The sequence below is a fragment of the Spongiactinospora sp. TRM90649 genome, from assembly GCF_029382225.1.
GTDB lineage: Bacteria > Actinomycetota > Actinomycetes > Streptosporangiales > Streptosporangiaceae > Spongiactinospora.
The window spans coordinates 1-16,912 of sequence record NZ_JARLTC010000042.1; the positions used below are offsets into that span (position 1 = coordinate 1).

Genomic DNA, 16,912 nt, shown 5'->3' on the forward strand with positions numbered 1-16,912 from the left:
GGGTGGTCGACTTCAAGAACACGGTCATCATCATGACCACCAACCTCGGCACCCGCGACATCTCCAAGGGCATCGGGATCGGCTTCGCGGCCGGAGACGGCGTGGAGGGCGACTACGACCGGATGAAGGCCAAGGTGGGCGAGGAGCTGAAGCGGCACTTCCGGCCCGAGTTCCTCAACCGTGTCGACGACACCGTCGTCTTCCATCAGCTCTCCCGCGAGTGGATCCTGGAGATCGTCGATCTGATGCTGGCCCAGGTCAACGAGCGGCTGAAGGACCGTGACATGGAGCTGCGGGTGACCGACGAGGCCAAGCGGCTGCTCGCCGAGCGCGGCTACGACCCGGTGATGGGCGCGCGCCCGCTGCGGCGCACCATCCAGCGCGAGCTGGAGGACACGCTGTCGGAGAAGATCCTGTACGGCGAGCTGCGCCCCGGCCAGATCATCAAGGTCGCCGTCGCGGACGCGGCGTTCACCATCACCGGCGAGAACAGGCCGGGCGCCCACCGCCGCGCCGAGCCCGCCCAGCTCTGAGCGGGGGAGCTGGTTCAGCGGAGCCGTAGCGAACCGGTCGCCGGGTCGCGGTGCAGCGTGAGCAGTACCGGGAGGTAGTCGTACTCGGGACGGCCGCTCGCCGCGAGCCTGGCCGGTCGCATCATGGCCCACGCCTCGCCGGGGCAGGCGCGCAACGTCTGGACCAGGCTCACCAGCGCGTTCGCCGGATCGTCGGTCACGCCGGAGACCTCGCGGTGCACGTCGTGGACCTGCCAGACCACCAGCAGGGTCTCGGTGGGGAGGGGCCGTTGGGCGCACGTCGGGTTCAACTGGGGTTCTCCTCACGCGATGGGTCGCCATCGAACGGGGGGTGGGATCTCCGCAAGGGACGTGTGAGTGAGTGCGGAGATCCCACGCAGGCGGGCCTGCCCTGCCATAGTGGCGTTGTCACGATGCGTTGATCGGCGATTACCCGCCGCCAACCCCGGCGGCGTCGCCCTGGCGACAGCGGAGCGCGCGATGAGTGATCCGATTCCGCCCGACGCGGCTCGCCGGCTGGCCGCCGAACTGCGCCGCCTGCGGGGCGACACGCCGCTGCGTGAACTCGCCCGCACGACCCACATCCATCACAGCGCGCTCTGGCGGTTCGAGCAGGGGGTGCGCATCCCGCCGCGAGACACCGCGGCCCGTCTCGACGGGGCGCTCGGTGCCGGTGGCGAGGTGATCAGCCTGCGGGAATACGCGGTCGAGGAGAGGAAATGGGCAAGTAGGGGCGGAGATACGGGGAACGATGATGATATGGAACGCCGCAGCTTGATCCAGGCCGCCGCCGTGGGCGTCGGCCTGAGCGCGCTGGAGACCCCCGAGCGGGTACGGCGACTCCTCACCATGGACACGGGCGACGACGGCCGCCCCGTGGACGAGTGGGAGCGAACCTGCGAGGACTTGCGGTACGGGCTGTGCGTATGGCCCGCCGCCCGATTTCGCGACGCGGTCGAGATCGAACTGGCCGCCCTTGTCCGGCAGCGTCACCGGGCCGCCGCCGCCGAACGCCTCGACCTGCTCCGCGTCCAGGCGGCCCTGGGCCTGCTGTACGCCAACGTGCTCGGGCGGCTGAGCGAGCACGACGCCGCCCTGCGGTGGTGGCGCACCGCGCGCGCCGCCGCCGACGCGTGCCGCGATCCCTATCTGGGGGTGGCGGTGCGTGCCGAGGAAGCGGCGCACGGGCTCTACGGCCAGCGACCCATGGCGAGCGTCATGCGGCTGACCCAGGAGGCGTGTGATCACGCCAAGGGGGTGCCTTCCTGGAGCCTGGTGTTCGCGTTGTGCGCGCGGGCCCGCGCGGCCACCGTGCTCCAGCGGCACGACGAGGCGCGGGACGCGCTCCGGCAGGCCGAGGCCCTGGTGCAGGGTCCCAGACTGCCGGCGGCCAGCGTCATGCCCTCCTACTGGCGTGATGGCCGCCCCACCCAGTGGACCGGCAGCCTGGTCCACGCCGGTGCCGGTGACGAGGATCGCGCGGCGGAGGTCAGGAAGCTGGTCTCGGCCCATCGCGACTATCAGTACCGGGCCGCGGCCCAATTGCACGCCGCTCTGTGCACGGTGGCCAATGGAGGGATCAAGGAAGGGCTGGAAGAGGCCACGCGGGTGTTCGACGACATCCCCGCCGCGCACCGGACGAATACCGTGCGGCACACCGGGCTGATCCTGCTGCGTGCGGTGCCCGAGGAGCACCGTGACTCCCCGGCCGCCGCCGACTTCCGTGCCGTCCTCGGTGATCGCGAGGCGAGCCGCACTGCCTGAAGGCACCACAATGGGCGAGGGCCGGTCCCCGAAAACCGGCCCTCACGTCCGTTTTCGGCTGCCCATCGAGGGAATGATCGCGTGCGGTTCAAGCTTCTTGAGCAGAGAGGCCGGCGGCTCGCTCGCGAGATCGCGAGTTTCGGAGCCGTCGGTGGTGTGGCCTTCGTCCTGAACATGGCGGTCACGAACCTGTTATGGGCGGCATGGGGTGATTGGGGAACCCTGACCGCGCCCGTGCTGGCGACCGTGGTGACGACGACGTTCGCCTATTTCGCCAACCGCCACTGGACCTGGCGCGGCATGGGACGCCAGGGGCTGGCCCGCGAGTACTTCGTCTTCTTCACCCTCAACGGCATCGGCCTGTTGCTGGAACTGCTCTTCGTCGGTTTCGCGCGGTACACGCTGGACACCGACGACCAGTTGCTGCTGAACCTCGCCAAACTGTGCGGGGTGGCGCTCGGCACCGTCTTCCGCTTCTGGTCCTACAAGAAGTGGATCTTCGTTCTGGAGCCCGACCAGCAGGTCAGCCGCGCAGCGAAGAAGTGACCGCCTCGAAGACGCGCTGGCTGAGGCCGCCGAGGGCGCTGACCGCGTCGCTGCGGTGGCGGGCGCGGGTGGCCAGCTCGACGGGACCGGCCGTGGGGGCGGACGGCGCGGTCAGGGCCAGGCTGTCCAGGCGGAGCAGGGGCAGTGCCTCGGCGGTGGCCTCGTAGGTGCGGCAGATCAGCCGCAGCTCCTCCTCCTGGGCGCGGGTGATCACCGGCAGATGGCCGCCCGCCAGGCGCACGGTCTGGATGTAGTCGGCGACGCGGTCGCGGAAGGTCTCGACCAGCCTGCGCAGCAGCACGGCCACGCCCACCGCCTCGAACAGCTCGCGGGAGGCCAGCCGGCGGCGCAGGCGGGCCCCGGCGCCCGCCGGGTCGGCGAACCCGGCCCGCAGCCCGGCGTCGATGGTGCCCAGCGCGCTCACCGAGGCCAGGGCGCGGTCGAAGTGCTCGGCCACCGGCGGGGGCAGCGCCGGGGCGAGCGACCGGGGGGCCTCCTCGCCCGTCGCCCGCGCGGCCAGCGACGAGTGCAGGCTGCCGACGCTGCCGCTGAGCGCCTCCAGCATGCTCTGCGTGGACGACTGCTGGAGGCTGAGCCGCTCCAGGTTCCGGCTCAGGCTCTCCAGCGTGTAGCCACGTTCGCCGCGGTCGAGCCGCCGCACCGCGTTGTGCGTGACGGTGCGGAAGTCGTCGCCGAAGCGGGCCTCGTCGAAGACCACCGGCTGCCGCCCGATCAGGTGGGAGATCGCGCCCTGCAAGGTGGTGGAGACGTATCCGTTGACCACCACGATGATCTCCGCCGACGGCGTGGCCACGCGGACCGCCTCGATCTGCTCCCGCAGCCCCTCGACGTCTTCGGCACGCAGCAGCGAGCTGGAGGTCAGCACGGCCACGCCCGCGCCGCCCTCTCCTCTGGAGAGCCAGAAGTCGATGGTGGTGTTCTCGTCCAGCATGACGTCGGTGTGGAAGTCCCAGCCGCCCGCCTCGATGAGCCGGCGGATCGCCGCGAGCAGGTAGTCCATCGACGCGCGCTCGTAGTGGCGCCGCACGGCGGCCCGCACGATGGCGGGGGTGATGAGCTCCGAGCCCTGCTCCTCGGCGAGGTCGACCGCCCGGCGGTGCAGGGTGAGGCTCATCCGGGGCACGCCCCCGGTGAGCGCGCGGATGTAGTCGGCGATCTCCAGTGAGACGTCCGGCTGGCCGGGGGAGCGGCGTTTGCGCAGTAACCGCAGCGTCTCGTCGGCGGTGAGCGGCGACAGCCGGGTGATGCCGATCCGCTGGTGGATGCTCTGCGGCAGCTTGTACAGGCTCTCCGGCATGCCGCAGAACACCAGCAGGCCGCCGACGTCGATGAAGACCTTGATGAGCTGCTCGAAGGCGTTGACCGAGCTGACGTTCCACTCGCCGGGATGGCCGAGCAGCTTCTCGTACTCGTCCACGATGAGCACGACCCTGCGGTTCTTGCGGCCGTACAGGAAGGTCAGCACGCTGAGCGCGTCGTAGGCGTCGAGGTCGCTGGCGATGCGGTCGCGCACGCCGAGGGCGCGCAGCTCCTCGGCGGGCGGCTCGCCGCTGAGCCACTCCCACACGGCGTCGGCGTAGCGGTCGGTGGCCATCAGCGCGAGCGCCCGGCCGAACTTGGCGTACTCGACCTCGGTGCGCAGCCGCCGTCTCAGGTCGTTCTGCAGGGCGGGCGCGGACAGGTGCAGGCTCGCCACGACCTTCTCCGGGTCGATGGTGCGCTCGCGCAGCCCGGCGGCGATGCCGGGCGCCACGGTGCGGAAGATCTGGATCTCGTCGAGCGTGCTGGCGACGACCTCGGAGAAGTAGTCGGTCACCAGGTCGCGCACGTCGGCCTTGCCGAGCATGTCGAGGATGGTGTTGCGGTACAGGTAGCCGAAGCGGCGCTGGGAGGCGTCGATGGCGAGGATCTTGGCGTCCGGGAACTCCGCCGAGGTCTCCCTGATGCCGATCGCCAGGTGGGTCTTGCCGCTGCCGTAGTCGCCCACGACGGCGAGCGCGCGCCCGGCCTCGGCGGGGGAGTGGCCCGGAGAGCCTCCCAAATAAGTTGTGACATAGTCGAGTGCGCTGCGGAATGCAGGGGTTTCAACCGTTATCTGACGCAGGCTCTGCTGATCGGCGAGGCGAGTGGTGAATGTGATGGGAAGATCCATGTGGTCGCCCCCGGACACGCTCATGCCTCATCCTCCCGGAGTTTGCGCCCCAAATCAGGCCACGGGATTATTCTCTCGTGAAACACCGCGTTGAAGAAGTCACTGTCTATGCACCGCACGTTCTTCTCGATGGCGGTGTCGATGAGGATCTTGAAAAGCTTGTCGAAGATCTTGATGACCGGCTCGCGCAGGTAGCTCATCGTCTCGATGATGTAGGCGAGGGTCGGCGCGGGGATGTCCGGGAACGCGTGCGGCAGGTCGGTGCGGTCGCGGCGTGAGCTGACGAAATCGGTCACGTCGCCGTCGCGCAGCGCGCCCACCCTGGCGTAGAAGGTGGTCCGGAACTGCATCGACCCCACGGCCGAGTCGAAGTCGGCCCTCCCGACGTCGTCGCCCTCGGCCAGGAAGAGCACGCGCGGCCAGGCCATCCGGAGGAATTCCTTGATCCAGTGCAGCGGCGTGCGCTGGGGGAGCAGGACGACCGCAGCCGAGACGTGCCGCTGCAGGATCACGCTGAGCCGGTGGAATCCCTCACGGGGGGTGGCGCCCTGCAGGCTCGCCCATTCCTCGTCGGTCAGCCAGAGTCCGGTCTCCCCGACGGCAATAATTGTCACGATATCGTCGTATATTTCCCGGCAAAATGCGTCGAGCGTGACCGGCGGCTGTTTCCGGAGAATCGCGGAAACGCTGAGATCGACGATCCTGACGGTGGTCGCCGTCTGCCGTCCCTTGTCGTCGGGCTCGCGCGGCGGATTGCACAATACGTGATTGGCGCACTGGTGGGTAAAACTCGACTTTCCCGACCCAGTGGGGCCCGCCACGTATGCGACATGACCTTTCACCAGCAATCGCCCGCCGTCCGCGTACATGGCCTTGAACAGCTCGAACTGCGCGGAGGTGTCGTCGAGGTACACGAAGAGGTCGTCCGGGATCCCGGCCTCCCAGATCCGCAACGGCGAATCGGAGGCGCTTCCCGCGACGCCCGAGGGATGAAATGGATTGCACCAATCGCCGGCCGTCACGTGGCCGCCCGCTTTCCATGCCGGTCCGCGCGGCGCATGGTCGGATGCGGCAGCCACGGTCTTCGCAGCCGGACGGCGACGCCGCCCACCCGCGCGGTCAGCGCGGCGACCGCCTCGCCCTCGCGAGCCGCCAGGGCGGCGCGGTCCGCGAGGGCCTCGTTCGACCAGTCGTTGGCCGACCGGGAGGTCACCGCGGCCAGCGCGGCGAGCAGCCGGGCGGGCTCCCGCCAGGAGGGACGGGCCAGCGCGACGCCGCGGATCTGGGCGGCCAGGGCGTCTCCGGCCGCCTCCAGGGCCCCGGTGTCGGACCTGCCGCCGCGCCATGCCGCCAGGAACTCCCGGTGCGCGGCGGCGAACGTCAGCGCCGCGTCGTTCAGCTCGCCGCCCGCCTGGGCCCCGGCGGTGGCGGCGGCACGCCACTCGGTGGTGGCCATGGCCAGCGCCGCGCCCACCACGACCGGCAGGAGCACGGTGAGCAGCAGGTCGAACGGCCCCGGCTCCCCGGTCGTGCGCAGGTCGGGGTCGGCGGCCATCAGCGCCCGGCAGGCCCGGTCGAAGTCGCCGGGCCGGGCCGAGCGCCACTGCTCCAGGGTGAGCGCGCGGCCCGCGAGCCGTACCTGCTCGCGCGGGGCCCCCGGCGTGGCCAGGCCCAGCGTGACCGCCGCCTCGGCGAGCCCGGCGCGCCGCTCCTGGCCCAGGCAGTAGACCAGGCGCTTGTCGATCTCCTCGGGATCGGCGGCGTGGGCCGGGGCGGCCAGGGCGAGGGTGACCACCACGACGATCATCGGCCCCGATGCGCCCAGCCGTCGCATGCCACCGCCCTCTTAGCCGCCGTCCAGCCGCCGCTGTCAGGAGAAAGATATCCTTCCGGTCGGCATTTGTGGCGGAATCCAGTGGCGTGCTACAAGGTTGTGATACATGAGCGCGATCAGGGTTATTGGACAGCTCATTTTACCGGTTGATAAGTCGTTTATCAGGGATCGTGCCGTTCGGTGAGGCCGGACACGATGCGCTTCGCCGGACCCCAGGCGGATTCGTCGTCGAACGTCTTCTCGAAGGCCGCGTGATAGGTCTTCACCGCCTCCTCGACCGGCTCGATCCAGCGTGGTTCGAGGCCGCGCTTTTCCAGCGCGAAACGCACCCACGCGCGCAGCGCCGAAGGCAGGCGCTCGCGCTGCTCGGCGTCGAGGACCACCTTGCGCGGCAGATGGTCGGCCAGGAACAGCGCCACCCTGCCCGGACTCCACGCCAGCGGCCCCGGGCGGATGTAGCCGTCGCCGTAGTCGAGGAACAGCCCGGCCAGGGAACGGGTGACGTCGTCGTAGGGCAGGCCGCCGCGCTCGGCGAACTCGCCGGTCAGGCGGTCGCGCTCGTCGCTCGCGGTGGGCGTCCAGTCGGGCCAGGGCGCGAGGTCGTCGCGGCAGCGCGTCCACGCCAGCGCGCGCAGGTGGGAGTAGTCGCCCTCGGCGTCGCGCGGCCACACCAGGTCGGTCTCGCGCATCGCCATGGCCAGCTCCGCCAGGACGGCGGAGGGCTCCGCCTCGGCGATCGGCATCGGCGGGGTGGTGTCGTCGACGTCGCCGTGCTCGGCGCGCAGCTCCTCCCAGCGCGCGGCGGTGCCCGGCTCGACCAGGCGCAGCACGCCCACGGCGGCGTCGCCGTCGTCGGCGATCACGGCCATCAGCGTGTGCGGGCGCCCGGCGCCCGAGTACTCCACGAACAGCACGCGCTCGTCCAGCCAGACGTCGGCGCCCCGGAACGCGGCGACGGGCTCCCAGGCGGGCCCGGACGCCCACGCGGGCCGGGGGCGTGAGGACGAGAGGATGTCGACGGCCTGGGCCAGCATCTCCCGCTCGGCGACGGGCGCGACCCGCTCCAGGGCGGCCACGGCGGCCATCGCCGGGTCGGAGTGCCGTGCCGTGGCACGTCCGGCGACCTCGGTGCACAGCAGGTGCTCGGGTTCGGTCTCACCCAGCGGCGCGGCCCGCCACACCTCGCCGAGCCACCGGCTCGCCCACGCCTCGGCGTCGAGCGCGTCGGCGTCGGGTCCGGTGATCCCGCGGGCGTCGAGCAGGACCTGCTCCGACAGTCGCAGCCTGGCCACCGTGCGCTGGGCTGGTCTCGGTCTGCCTCGCCCCTTGGGGCGTCCGCGGCTCTTGGGACTCATACCCCCGAGTCCATCACATCCGGGGCCCCGCGCACGGCATCCCGGCCGTCAGCCGCCCAATCTCGGGTTGGCGATCGCGGTGACCAGGCAGTGACCGATCGGGCCGTACTCATCGTGAACCACGCAAAGGCCGCTCGCCACGCCGTCGGCGCCGAGCTGGCCGGTGGCCTCCAGGCCGATCGCCTCGCCGCGCGGAGTCCTGGCGAGGGTCAGGGTGTAGTCGGCGTTGATGAACTGGAGGCCCTGGGAGCCCGAGTGGCTCAGCGGGCTGGCGAAGTCGGCCGCCATCGCCACGCGGATCAGGGGCGTCAGCGGCTCGCCCGCCACCAGCGCGTAGGTCTCGCGCAGCCAGGCGGCTCTGCGATCGTCGGGGCCCGTGGGAGGCCACCAGAGGGCGAACGACGGCTGCCAGCCGCCCACCGGGCCGGAGGGGTCGAACAGCCCGGTCGGCGGGGGCAGCGGGGCGGGCGGTTCGATCCACACCTCCCCTGGAGGGTGCGCCGAGGTGCGGAGCAGCACGATCGAGACCCGGCCGATCACGCCGTCGTCGTTGGCGATCTCCACGTCCACCAGGCGGATCCGCCTGCCGTCCCGCACGCGGCGCGAGGTCACGCGCAGCGGCGTCAGCGGCGCGTTGCGGAACAGGTCCACGGTGACGCGCGCCGGGGTCAGGCCCTCGGCCGCGTGCTCGCGCTCCACCGCGCGGGCCGCCAGCCCGCCGATCAGCCGCCCGTGGAGCATGTTCCGCGCCCAGGGGCTGCGCGCGATCGGGAAGGGCACGAACTCCCCGTTCCGCTCGGTGAAGAACGCCGGGCGCTCGCCGGTCTCCGCCATGTGCTCCCCTCGCCCCTTTCGTTGTCCGGATGCACGACCACCGCATCCTAGAACGACGCCTCAGGTGGCCCACCACGCGGTGCCATACCGGGTCAACACGTACTATCGTGACCTCCATGGAGAATGCCCCCGAACACCGTGACCGGCGGTCGCAGGTGCGCGCCACCGACAACAACAGGGAGCAGGCGGCCACGATGCTCGGCGAGGCCATGGCCACCGGGCAGCTCAGCCACGAGGAGTACTCCCAGCGCCTGGACACCCTCTACGCCGCCAAGACCCTGGGCGAGCTGGACCTGCTCACCGCCGACCTGCAGCTCGACCGGCAGGTGGTCCCCGCGCCCACCGGCGCGCCCGTCTCCTACGCCGCCCCGAGCGGTGAGCAGGAGGACCGGATGTTCGCGGTCTTCGGCGGCGCGGTGCGCAAGGGCGCCTGGCGGGTGCGGTCCCGGCTGCGCGGGCTCGCGATGTTCGGCGGCATCGAACTCGACTTCAGCGAAGCGGTGTTCGAGTCGCGGCAGATCGAGGTGCACATGATCGCCGTCTTCGGCGGGGTGGAGATCACGGTGCCCGAGGGGGTCGAGGTCCGCTCCAAGGGCAGCGGCATCTTCGGCGGCTTCGACGTCAGGGGCGGCGACACCCCGGATCCGTCCGCGCCGGTGCTCGTCGTCAAGGGGTTCGCGGTGTTCGGGGGAGTCGGCGGCAGGCCGCGCAAGCGCAAGCGCTGACGCTATTTCGCGTCGCCGGGCTCCTCGCCGCTCTCCCCGGACCCGTCCTCCTCGTCGGGGGCGGTCAGGTCCACGATCTCGACGAGGCTGTCCAGTGAGACGATCCTCGCGACGTCGTCCATGGTGGCGCAGTAGGCGATGAAGTACCCGTCCTTGCTCAGCCGGAAAGCCTCACGGCCCTTCAAGATCGTCGTTTCGATCTCGACGCCGTTCTCTCCTGCCCAGCGTCTCGTAGCCACTCGCGTTCCTCGCCGTTCCCCACACACCCCGTACGACCAGGGTAAATGATCAATCGGTGTCCTATTTGTGGGGACAATTAAGCTTATCTCCTGAGGTTCCGGCTGGCCAGAACCGCGTCTCTCATCGGTGTCAGGCCACCGTAAAGGGGCAGTGGCAGTCCATGAACGAATGGATCGTGGTAGCGACCGACGGTTCCGAGGCTGCCTCCGCCGCGGTGGAGTGGGCGGCCGAGGAGGCGGCCCTGTGGGAGCGCGGCCTGAAAGTGCTGCACGTCAGCGGGCCGGATGGCCTGGAGGCCCCCTACGCCGAGATCGCGGGCCTGGCCGAGGCGCTGACCGGGGAGACCGAGGAGATCCTGCACAAGGCGGCCGAACTGGCCGGATCGCGCGCTCCCGGCCTGGAGGTGGTCACCCAGGCCCTCGTGGGCGCGACCGCGCCCCTGCTGATCGAGGAGTCGGCGGGAGCGAGTGAGATCGTGATCGGCAGCCGGGGGCGCGGCGGCCTCACCGGGCTGCTGCTCGGCTCGGTGAGCCTGAGCGTGACCTCGCACGCCACCTGCCCGGTGGTCGTGGTCCGCGAGCCCCCTGGCCCGCCCAAGGGCGAGATCGTGGTCGGCTTCGACCTGTCCCCGCACTCGGAGGTCTCGTTCGCCTACGCGGCGCGACAGGCCGAGCGCCGGGGCGCGCGGATCCGGGCGGTGCACTCCTGGCGGCCTCCGGTCGCGCCCGGCATGATGACCCACTACCCCGACCTGACCCAGGACGTGCATGAGGCGGAGACCCGCGCCGTGGACCGGGTGCTGACGGCCTGGCGGGAGCGTCACCCCGGCCTGGAGATCGTGGAGAGCGTGGCGGCGGGTCACCCGGTGCTGGCGATCAGCGAGGCCGCGGAGAACGCCGACCTGGTGGTCGTGGGCGCCCGCGATCGCGGCGAGCTCGCCAGGGCCGTGCTCGGTTCGGTCGGGCACGGCGTGCTGCACAATGTCAGCCGCCCGGTCGCCGTGGTCCGCTGACCGCGTTGACGATGCGGGTGGTGGAGCGGCCGGGGATGGCGGTCAGCTCCCAGCACTCGGCGGCCAGCGCGCCGGCGGCCGCGCAGCGGCCCTCGGCGTGCGGGTCGCCCGCCGTGTGGGCCAGGGCCCCCGGGTGCATCGGGGCGAACAGCTTGATGTACTCGGCGGGCACGTTGCGTTCGGGAGGGCCGGTGACGATGAACACGCCGTCCACGAAGCGCAGCGCGGCCAGCACCTCGGCGCGCTCGGCCGCGGTGTGCAGGGGCCGTCCGGGGCCCTTCCAGTAGGCCACCCGGGGGTCGTCCTCGACGCCGACGACCAGCGGCAGCCCGCGCTCCCTGACCGCGCGGAGAAACCGGACGTGGCCCACGTGCAGAATGTCGAACGCCCCCGTGACCACGGCCGCTCCCGGCCGGTCGTAGGGCATCACCCAGACCGCTTCCAGCCCGCTCACGAACCGTATCCCCTTTCCGCCGCGGCCCGGCGCGCGAACCCCGCAGCCCGGCCCCGCCATCTCGCGGACACTCCGCAGACTAGCGCCCGCGCCCGATCGCCTCGTCCGCCGGGGACCGCGCTCGCGACCGTCACCGGTCATGGATGCTTACCCGCTGGAGATCCGATTCCTACTTTTTCGTGACATCGGGGCTGGTCATCCCGGCGTCCATAGGAGGACGGCTCGTGTACGGCGGGGGCGATCGGGAGGGTCACAATGGACGGTGTTCAGCGCGGCAGGGTGGTTTCGGAATCCGCATCGGCGACGACCAAGGCGGGCACGGCCCCGGGAGACAGCGTATTCCGCCTGGCGGGCACCATGGACCAGGTGTCCAGGGCGCGCAGGCTGGTCTCCAGGGCGCTCGGCAGCGACCACCCGCTGCACGACGACTGCGTCCTGCTGACCAGTGAGGTGGCCACCAACGCGGTCGTCCACTCGCGCTCGGGGCGCGGCGGATCCTTCACCCTCAGCGTCAGGTACTCGGCGAACCTGGTGACGATCAGCGTCCAGGACGACGGCTCCCTCGACCCGCCGTGCACCTGCAAGGCCAACGTCTACGCCTCCGGAGGACGCGGCCTGCCCCTGCTGGACGCCCTGGCCCGCAGGTGGGGCCTGAGCCGCGAGGCCGGATCGAACCGGGTGTGGTTCGAACTGGCCCTCGACCTGGTCGGGCTCTCCTCCGCTCCGCCCAACGGCAAGCTCTTCAACCGCTAGGAGGAACCGGCATGTCCAGCCTGCACAGCCCCTCGGCCAGCACCTTGGTGGTCAGGCGCGTGCGGCTGTCACAGCCGAGCTTGGCGAAGATGTGCTCCAGGTGCGTGGTGACGGTGCGGACGCTCAGCACCAGCGCGGCGGCGATTTGCGGGTTGGAGTCGCCACGCGCGACATGGGTGAGCACGTCCAGCTCCCGGCCGGTCAGCTCGTACGGCGGCGCGCACGGCCGTTCGGCGATCACCGCGCCCTGGATCGCCCCCTGGAAGCCCACCCCCGCCCGCAGCAGCCGGACCTCGCGCCACGTGCCCCCTGGATCGAGCCACAGCCCGCGCCGGTTCAGCTCGCGCGAGTCGATGAACTCCCTGGCGAGCGCCGCCATCCCGGGCCCGGCGGCGACCGCCTCGGAGGGCGGCACCCCCGCCACCTCGCGCCGGGTGCCGCCCCGGTCGAAGGCGACCGCGTGGAACCCCGGCGGCAGCCCGATCGGGTCGATGTGGCACCGCCGCAGGTCGGTGACGTGCGCCAGGGTGGGCGACACCGCGTTGATCAGCACGGCCGCCCGCTCGCAGAGCGCCTCAGGATCGCGCGCGTTGAGGTGTAACAGCCCGGTGTAGCGGCCCTCCTCAAGGAAGAGCGGCGTGGTCAGGCCGGCCCGCCACCCGTAGGGCTCCAGATGCCGCCGGTAGTAGCGCTCGGTGCCGGGAGAGCCCATCAGCAGCGGCTCGCGGCCGGCCATCGCGGCGCGGTAGGAGTCGAGCCGGACGTACTCCTCGGCCGCGTCGGAGTCGAGGCGGGCGTAACCGTCGGAGACGAGGCTCTGGTGGCGCCCGCTGGCCGGGTCGAAGGCGACGAACTCGTAGGCGTCCATCGGGACGACGCGCCGCAGCGCGGTCATCGCGCCCTGGGCCCCGCCCTGGCCCGCCACCTGGAATCCCACCTCGGTGAAGGCGTGAAGGTGGCGCGGGCTCAGAGTGATCTGGTCCATGGTCTCCTCCCGCCGGGCCACCGGCCGGGGACCTGTGCCCGTCCCCTCCGGAAGGTTCGGTCGGGCCCCGGCGAAGACCCTTCCGCCCAAGCGTGCCCGAGTGCGGGAACGCCTGGAATACGTAAACCTTCCGATGTCTGAGCTTGAACTGCTATTTACCCTCTCCGGCATTACGCCGGAGACATGGAGAGGCGGACATAACGTGACGGTCTTGACGAGGACGAGAAGCGCCGCCGTCCTCCTGTCGGCGGTTCTCGCGCTCGGCGCATGCGGAGGCAACGATACGCCCGGTGAGCGCTCCGCGACGGGCGGAACCGCGGGCGCGGCCAAGGGATTCTCGGTCGCGCTCACCGAACCCGACCACCTGACCCCCGGCAACACGTCGAGCAGCTACTCCATCGCGGTGATCCAGGCGCTCTTCGACACCCTCGTGGTCATTGACCCCGACGGCCGTCCCCAGATGCGCGCCGCCGAGTCGGTGACCAGCCAGGACCAGAAGGTCTGGACGATCAAGCTCAGGGCCGGGCAGAAGTTCCACAACGGCGAGCCGGTCACCGCCCAGAGCTTCGCCGACGCCTGGAACGCCGCCGCCTACGGCCCCAACGCCTGGACCAACAACTACTACTTCGGGAACGTCGAGGGCTACGACAAGCTCAACCCGGAGGCCCCCGACGGCTCCGAGGAGCCGCCCAAGCCGGAGACCGACAAGCTGAGCGGCCTGAAGGTGGTGGACGACACCACCCTTGAGGTCACCCTGACCGCGCCGTTCAGCCAGTTCCCGATCACGCTCGCCTACACCGGCTTCGCGCCCATGCCCAAGGCCGCCTTCCAGGACCCCAAGGCGTACGACGTGGCGCCGATCGGCAACGGCCCGTTCGCGATGGACGGCCAGTGGGAGCGCAACAAGCTGATCAAGGCCAAGCGGTTCGACGGCTACGCGGGGCCGCGCCCGGCCAAGTCCGCCGGGATCGACTTCAAGATCTACGCCAGCAGGGAGACCGCCTACACCGACCTGCGCGCCGGCGCCGTGGACCTGCTGCAGACCATCCCGCCGCCCAGCGCGCCGGAGGCCAGGTCGCTGTTCGGCGAGCGCTTCCTCAGCACCCCCAGCGGGACCATGGACTACCTCGGCTTCCCCGTCTACGACAAGCGGTTCGCCAGCGCCGACCTGCGCAAGGCGATCTCCATGGCCATCGACCGGCAGGGGATCGTGAACGCGGTCTTCAACGGCACCTTCAAGCCGATGTCCTCGCTGGTCGCGCCGCTGGTGCCCGGCTACCGGGAGACCGCCTGCGGGGAGGCGTGCGTCTACGACCCCGCCAAGGCCAAGCAGCTCTTCGACAAGGCGGGCGGCTTCACCGGCACGCTCAACCTCTACTTCTCCAACGCCGACCCCAGCTACGAGCAGTGGATGACCGCCGTGGCCAACCAGCTCAAGCAGAACCTCGGCGTCGCCGACGTCAAGTTCCGCAAGATCCCCGCCACCGACTACCTGTCCACGCTGCGGGCGCACAAGCAGGACGGGCCGTACCGCAACAACTGGGTGATGGACTACCCGAGCCCGCAGAACTACCTGGAGTCCATGTGGGGGGTGGACAACCGGATGGGATGGAAGAGCGACGAGTTCCTCGACCTGATCAAGCAGGCCAACTCGGCCCCCACGATGGAGGCCAGCATCCCGCTCTACCAGAAGGCCGAGGACCTCGCCCTGGCCGAGCTGCCGATGACCCCGCTGTGGAACTGGCAGGATCAGTCGGGCTACTCGGAGAAGATCACCAATGTGCGGATCGACGCCTACAGCCCCAACCTCGACACGATCACGGTCAAGTGACCTGGTCCGTCCCCGATCGGTGAGTGCCCCGTAGATGAGATACGCCGCGCAGCGCCTGGCGCAGGCCGTCCCGGTCTTCTTCGTGACCACCTTCCTGATCTACGCGATGGTGTTCGCGCTGCCGGGCGACCCGATCCTGGCGCTCGCGGGCGACAAGCCGATCTCCGACGAGACCCTCCACATCCTGCGTGAGCGCTACCACCTGAACGACCCGCTGATCGTCCAGTACGGCCGGTACATGCTGGGCGTCTTCTCGGGCGACCTCGGGGAGTCGTTCACCGGGCAGCAGGTCTCCGACATGCTCACCGGGCGCTGGGAGGTGACGCTCAAGCTCGCCCTCACCGCCTGGATCTTCGAGCTGGTGGTCGGCGTGCTGCTCGGCGTGGTGGCCGCGCTGCGCAGGGGCGGCCTGGCGGACACCGCCGTGCTGGCGGGCACCACGTTCGTGATCGCGGTGCCGGTGTTCGTGATCGGCTACGCGGCGCAGATCGTGTTCGGGCTCAACCTGGGGCTGTTCCCGACGGCGGGGACCGAGCACGGCTGGCCGTACAGCTACGTGCTGCCCGGCATGGTGCTCGGGTCGTTCAGCCTGGCGTACGTCGCCAGGCTGACGCGCACCAGCCTGGCGGAGAACCTCCGCGCCGACTACGTGCGGACGGCGACGGCCAAGGGCATGCGAAGACGCCGGGTGGTCGGACGGCACGCGCTGCGCAACTCGCTGATCCCCGTGGTGACCTTCCTCGGGGTGGACTTCGGGAACCTGATGGCCGGTGCCGTCGTCACCGAGGGGATCTTCAACCTGCCGGGCGTCGGCCAGCAGGTGTTCCAGTCCATCCAGCTCCAGGAGGGCGTGGTCGTCGTCGGGGTGGTCACCGTGCTGGTGATGATCTTCATCCTGGTCAACCTGGTCGTGGACCTGCTCTACGGCGTGCTCGACCCGAGGATTCGCCGTGCCTGACACCATCCCCGGCCCCACCACGGTCCCCGAGACCGAGGCGGTCCCCGTCGCGGCCAACACGCGCGGCGGCTCCCTGTGGTCGGACGCCTGGCACGAGCTGCGCCGCCGGGCGGTCTTCTGGCTGTCGGCGGTCATCCTCCTGCTCGCCGTCGCGATGGCCGTGGTCCCCGGCCCGTTCGCCGCGCTCAGCGGCCCGGAGCGCCCCTGCGACCTGCGGATGTCCAAGCTGCCCCCGGCGGGCGGCGCGCTGTTCGGCTACGACCTGCAGGGGTGCGACTACTGGTCGCAGATCGTGCACGGCGCGCGGGCCTCCATCCTGATCGGCCTGGCCGTCACCGTCTTCGCGCTGTTCATCGCCGTCGTCCTGGGCCTGCTCGGCGGCTACTTCGGCGGCTGGGCGGACGGCCTGATCTCCCGGATCACCGACGTCTTCTTCGGCATCCCCTTCGTGCTGGGGGCCACGGTCGTCCTGGTGGCCTTCCCCGGCCGGGGGATATGGGCGATGACGCTGGTTCTGGTGGTGCTCGGCTGGACCACGATGACGCGGCTGATGCGCGCCCAGGTCATCGCGGTGCGCGACGCCGACTTCGTGACCGCCGCGCGCATGCTGGGCGCCGGGCACCTGCGGATCATGTTCCGGCACATCCTGCCCAACGCCATCGCCCCGGTGTTCGTGCTGGCCATGCTGAACGTGGGCAACGTCATCGCGGGGGAGGCCACGCTGGACTACCTCGGCGTCGGCCTGCAGTACCCCGAGGTGTCCTGGGGCCTGCAGCTCAACACCGCCAGGGCGTTCTTCGCCGACCACCCGCACCTGCTGATCTTCCCGTCGCTCTTCCTGACCGCCACGGTGCTGAGTTTCCTCATGCTCGGCGACGTGGCCCGCGACGCCTTCGACCCCCGGCTGCGCTGAGC

Annotated in this window: 18 protein-coding genes; 9 read left to right on the top strand and 9 right to left on the bottom strand. The window is 70.8% G+C overall.

Annotated features, from left to right (window positions below):
* On the top strand, positions 1–533 hold a 533-nt coding region (locus P3X83_RS36800), incomplete at its 5' end, for an AAA family ATPase (protein WP_277309995.1).
* Between the two features lie 14 nt (positions 534–547).
* Here P3X83_RS36800 and P3X83_RS36805 read toward each other — a convergent pair.
* Positions 548–823, bottom strand: a complete 276-nt coding sequence (locus P3X83_RS36805) for a hypothetical protein (protein WP_277309996.1) — start codon at positions 821–823, stop codon at positions 548–550.
* Positions 824–1,013: 190 nt separating this feature from the next.
* Between P3X83_RS36805 and P3X83_RS36810 the strand changes: the two genes are divergently transcribed.
* Positions 1,014–2,297: a helix-turn-helix transcriptional regulator gene (locus tag P3X83_RS36810; protein ID WP_277309997.1), complete on the top strand. Its 1,284-nt coding sequence runs from the start codon at positions 1,014–1,016 to the stop codon at positions 2,295–2,297.
* Between the two features lie 81 nt (positions 2,298–2,378).
* Positions 2,379–2,843 (top strand): GtrA family protein, encoded by a 465-nt coding sequence (locus tag P3X83_RS36815; protein WP_277309998.1) that lies wholly within the window; start codon positions 2,379–2,381, stop codon positions 2,841–2,843.
* Here the strand turns inward: P3X83_RS36815 and P3X83_RS36820 are convergent.
* The 5 genes from P3X83_RS36820 to P3X83_RS36840 all read right to left on the bottom strand — a co-directional run bounded on the left by P3X83_RS36820 (position 2,821) and on the right by P3X83_RS36840 (position 9,039).
* Positions 2,821–4,905: a hypothetical protein gene (locus tag P3X83_RS36820; RefSeq protein WP_277309999.1), complete on the bottom strand. Its 2,085-nt coding sequence runs from the start codon at positions 4,903–4,905 to the stop codon at positions 2,821–2,823. The two genes, P3X83_RS36815 and P3X83_RS36820, sit on opposite strands and share 23 nt — an antisense overlap.
* Positions 4,906–5,036: 131 nt before the next feature.
* The gene (locus tag P3X83_RS36825) at positions 5,037–6,038 is read right to left on the bottom strand and encodes a hypothetical protein (protein ID WP_277310000.1); all 1,002 of its coding nucleotides are present in this window, start codon (positions 6,036–6,038) and stop codon (positions 5,037–5,039) included.
* Positions 6,035–6,850, bottom strand: a complete 816-nt coding sequence (locus P3X83_RS36830) for a hypothetical protein (RefSeq protein WP_277310001.1) — start codon at positions 6,848–6,850, stop codon at positions 6,035–6,037. The genes P3X83_RS36825 and P3X83_RS36830 overlap by 4 nt, the downstream gene beginning before the upstream one ends.
* 161 nt (positions 6,851–7,011) lie before the next feature.
* Positions 7,012–8,142, bottom strand: a complete 1,131-nt coding sequence (locus tag P3X83_RS36835; protein ID WP_277310002.1) for a hypothetical protein — start codon at positions 8,140–8,142, stop codon at positions 7,012–7,014.
* Positions 8,143–8,253: 111 nt separating this feature from the next.
* Positions 8,254–9,039, bottom strand: a complete 786-nt coding sequence (locus P3X83_RS36840; RefSeq protein WP_277310003.1) for an acyl-CoA thioesterase domain-containing protein — start codon at positions 9,037–9,039, stop codon at positions 8,254–8,256.
* Between the two features lie 116 nt (positions 9,040–9,155).
* On the opposite strand from P3X83_RS36840, the gene P3X83_RS36845 reads away from it, so the two are divergent.
* The gene (locus tag P3X83_RS36845; RefSeq protein ID WP_277310004.1) at positions 9,156–9,764 is read left to right on the top strand and encodes a DUF1707 domain-containing protein; all 609 of its coding nucleotides are present in this window, start codon (positions 9,156–9,158) and stop codon (positions 9,762–9,764) included.
* 2 nt (positions 9,765–9,766) lie between these two features.
* Here P3X83_RS36845 and P3X83_RS36850 read toward each other — a convergent pair whose 3' ends face one another.
* Complete coding sequence (locus P3X83_RS36850; RefSeq protein ID WP_277310005.1) at positions 9,767–10,003, bottom strand: hypothetical protein; 237 nt, start codon at positions 10,001–10,003, stop codon at positions 9,767–9,769.
* A 161-nt stretch (positions 10,004–10,164) separates the two neighbouring features.
* Between P3X83_RS36850 and P3X83_RS36855 the strand changes: the two genes are divergently transcribed.
* Entirely contained in the window at positions 10,165–11,016 is an 852-nt protein-coding gene (locus P3X83_RS36855; protein WP_277310006.1) for a universal stress protein, read from the top strand.
* On the opposite strand, the gene P3X83_RS36860 is transcribed toward P3X83_RS36855, so the two are convergent.
* Entirely contained in the window at positions 10,988–11,470 is a 483-nt protein-coding gene (locus P3X83_RS36860) for an adenylyltransferase/cytidyltransferase family protein (protein ID WP_277310007.1), read from the bottom strand. The genes P3X83_RS36855 and P3X83_RS36860 overlap by 29 nt on opposite strands.
* Positions 11,471–11,725: 255 nt before the next feature.
* Between P3X83_RS36860 and P3X83_RS36865 the strand changes: the two genes are divergently transcribed.
* A complete protein-coding gene (locus tag P3X83_RS36865) occupies positions 11,726–12,223 on the top strand; it encodes an ATP-binding protein (RefSeq protein WP_277310008.1) in 498 nt (165 codons plus the stop codon).
* On the opposite strand, the gene P3X83_RS36870 is transcribed toward P3X83_RS36865, so the two are convergent.
* Positions 12,213–13,208, bottom strand: a complete 996-nt coding sequence (locus P3X83_RS36870) for a LuxR C-terminal-related transcriptional regulator (protein WP_277310009.1) — start codon at positions 13,206–13,208, stop codon at positions 12,213–12,215. The genes P3X83_RS36865 and P3X83_RS36870 overlap by 11 nt on opposite strands.
* A gap of 211 nt (positions 13,209–13,419) precedes the next feature.
* Here P3X83_RS36870 and P3X83_RS36875 point away from each other — a divergent pair, with 211 nt between their 5' ends.
* From P3X83_RS36875 to P3X83_RS36885, 3 genes are read left to right on the top strand one after another with little or no spacing between them, the layout of a single operon-like run.
* Positions 13,420–15,039 carry an ABC transporter substrate-binding protein gene (locus tag P3X83_RS36875; protein WP_277310010.1) on the top strand — a complete coding sequence of 540 codons (1,620 nt, stop codon included), beginning with the start codon at positions 13,420–13,422 and terminating at the stop codon, positions 15,037–15,039.
* A 34-nt stretch (positions 15,040–15,073) separates the two neighbouring features.
* A complete protein-coding gene (locus P3X83_RS36880; protein WP_277310011.1) occupies positions 15,074–15,997 on the top strand; it encodes an ABC transporter permease in 924 nt (307 codons plus the stop codon).
* Positions 15,990–16,910: an ABC transporter permease gene (locus tag P3X83_RS36885; protein ID WP_277310012.1), complete on the top strand. Its 921-nt coding sequence runs from the start codon at positions 15,990–15,992 to the stop codon at positions 16,908–16,910. Before P3X83_RS36880 ends, P3X83_RS36885 begins: the two co-directional genes overlap by 8 nt.
* Positions 16,911–16,912: the final 2 nt, after the last annotated feature.

Bases quoted from the DNA above. Each gene is read 5' to 3' on its own strand.
- P3X83_RS36880 (WP_277310011.1), top strand. From the start codon at position 15,074: ATGAGATACGCCGCGCAGCGCCTGGCGCAGGCCGTCCCGGTCTTCTTC.
- P3X83_RS36865 (WP_277310008.1), top strand. From the start codon at position 11,726: ATGGACGGTGTTCAGCGCGGCAGGGTGGTTTCGGAATCCGCATCGGCG.
- P3X83_RS36870 (WP_277310009.1), bottom strand. From the start codon at position 13,208: ATGGACCAGATCACTCTGAGCCCGCGCCACCTTCACGCCTTCACCGAG.
- P3X83_RS36840 (WP_277310003.1), bottom strand. From the start codon at position 9,039: ATGGCGGAGACCGGCGAGCGCCCGGCGTTCTTCACCGAGCGGAACGGG.
- P3X83_RS36810 (WP_277309997.1), top strand. From the start codon at position 1,014: ATGAGTGATCCGATTCCGCCCGACGCGGCTCGCCGGCTGGCCGCCGAA.
- P3X83_RS36855 (WP_277310006.1), top strand. From the start codon at position 10,165: ATGAACGAATGGATCGTGGTAGCGACCGACGGTTCCGAGGCTGCCTCC.
- P3X83_RS36830 (WP_277310001.1), bottom strand. From the start codon at position 6,850: ATGCGACGGCTGGGCGCATCGGGGCCGATGATCGTCGTGGTGGTCACC.
- P3X83_RS36845 (WP_277310004.1), top strand. From the start codon at position 9,156: ATGGAGAATGCCCCCGAACACCGTGACCGGCGGTCGCAGGTGCGCGCC.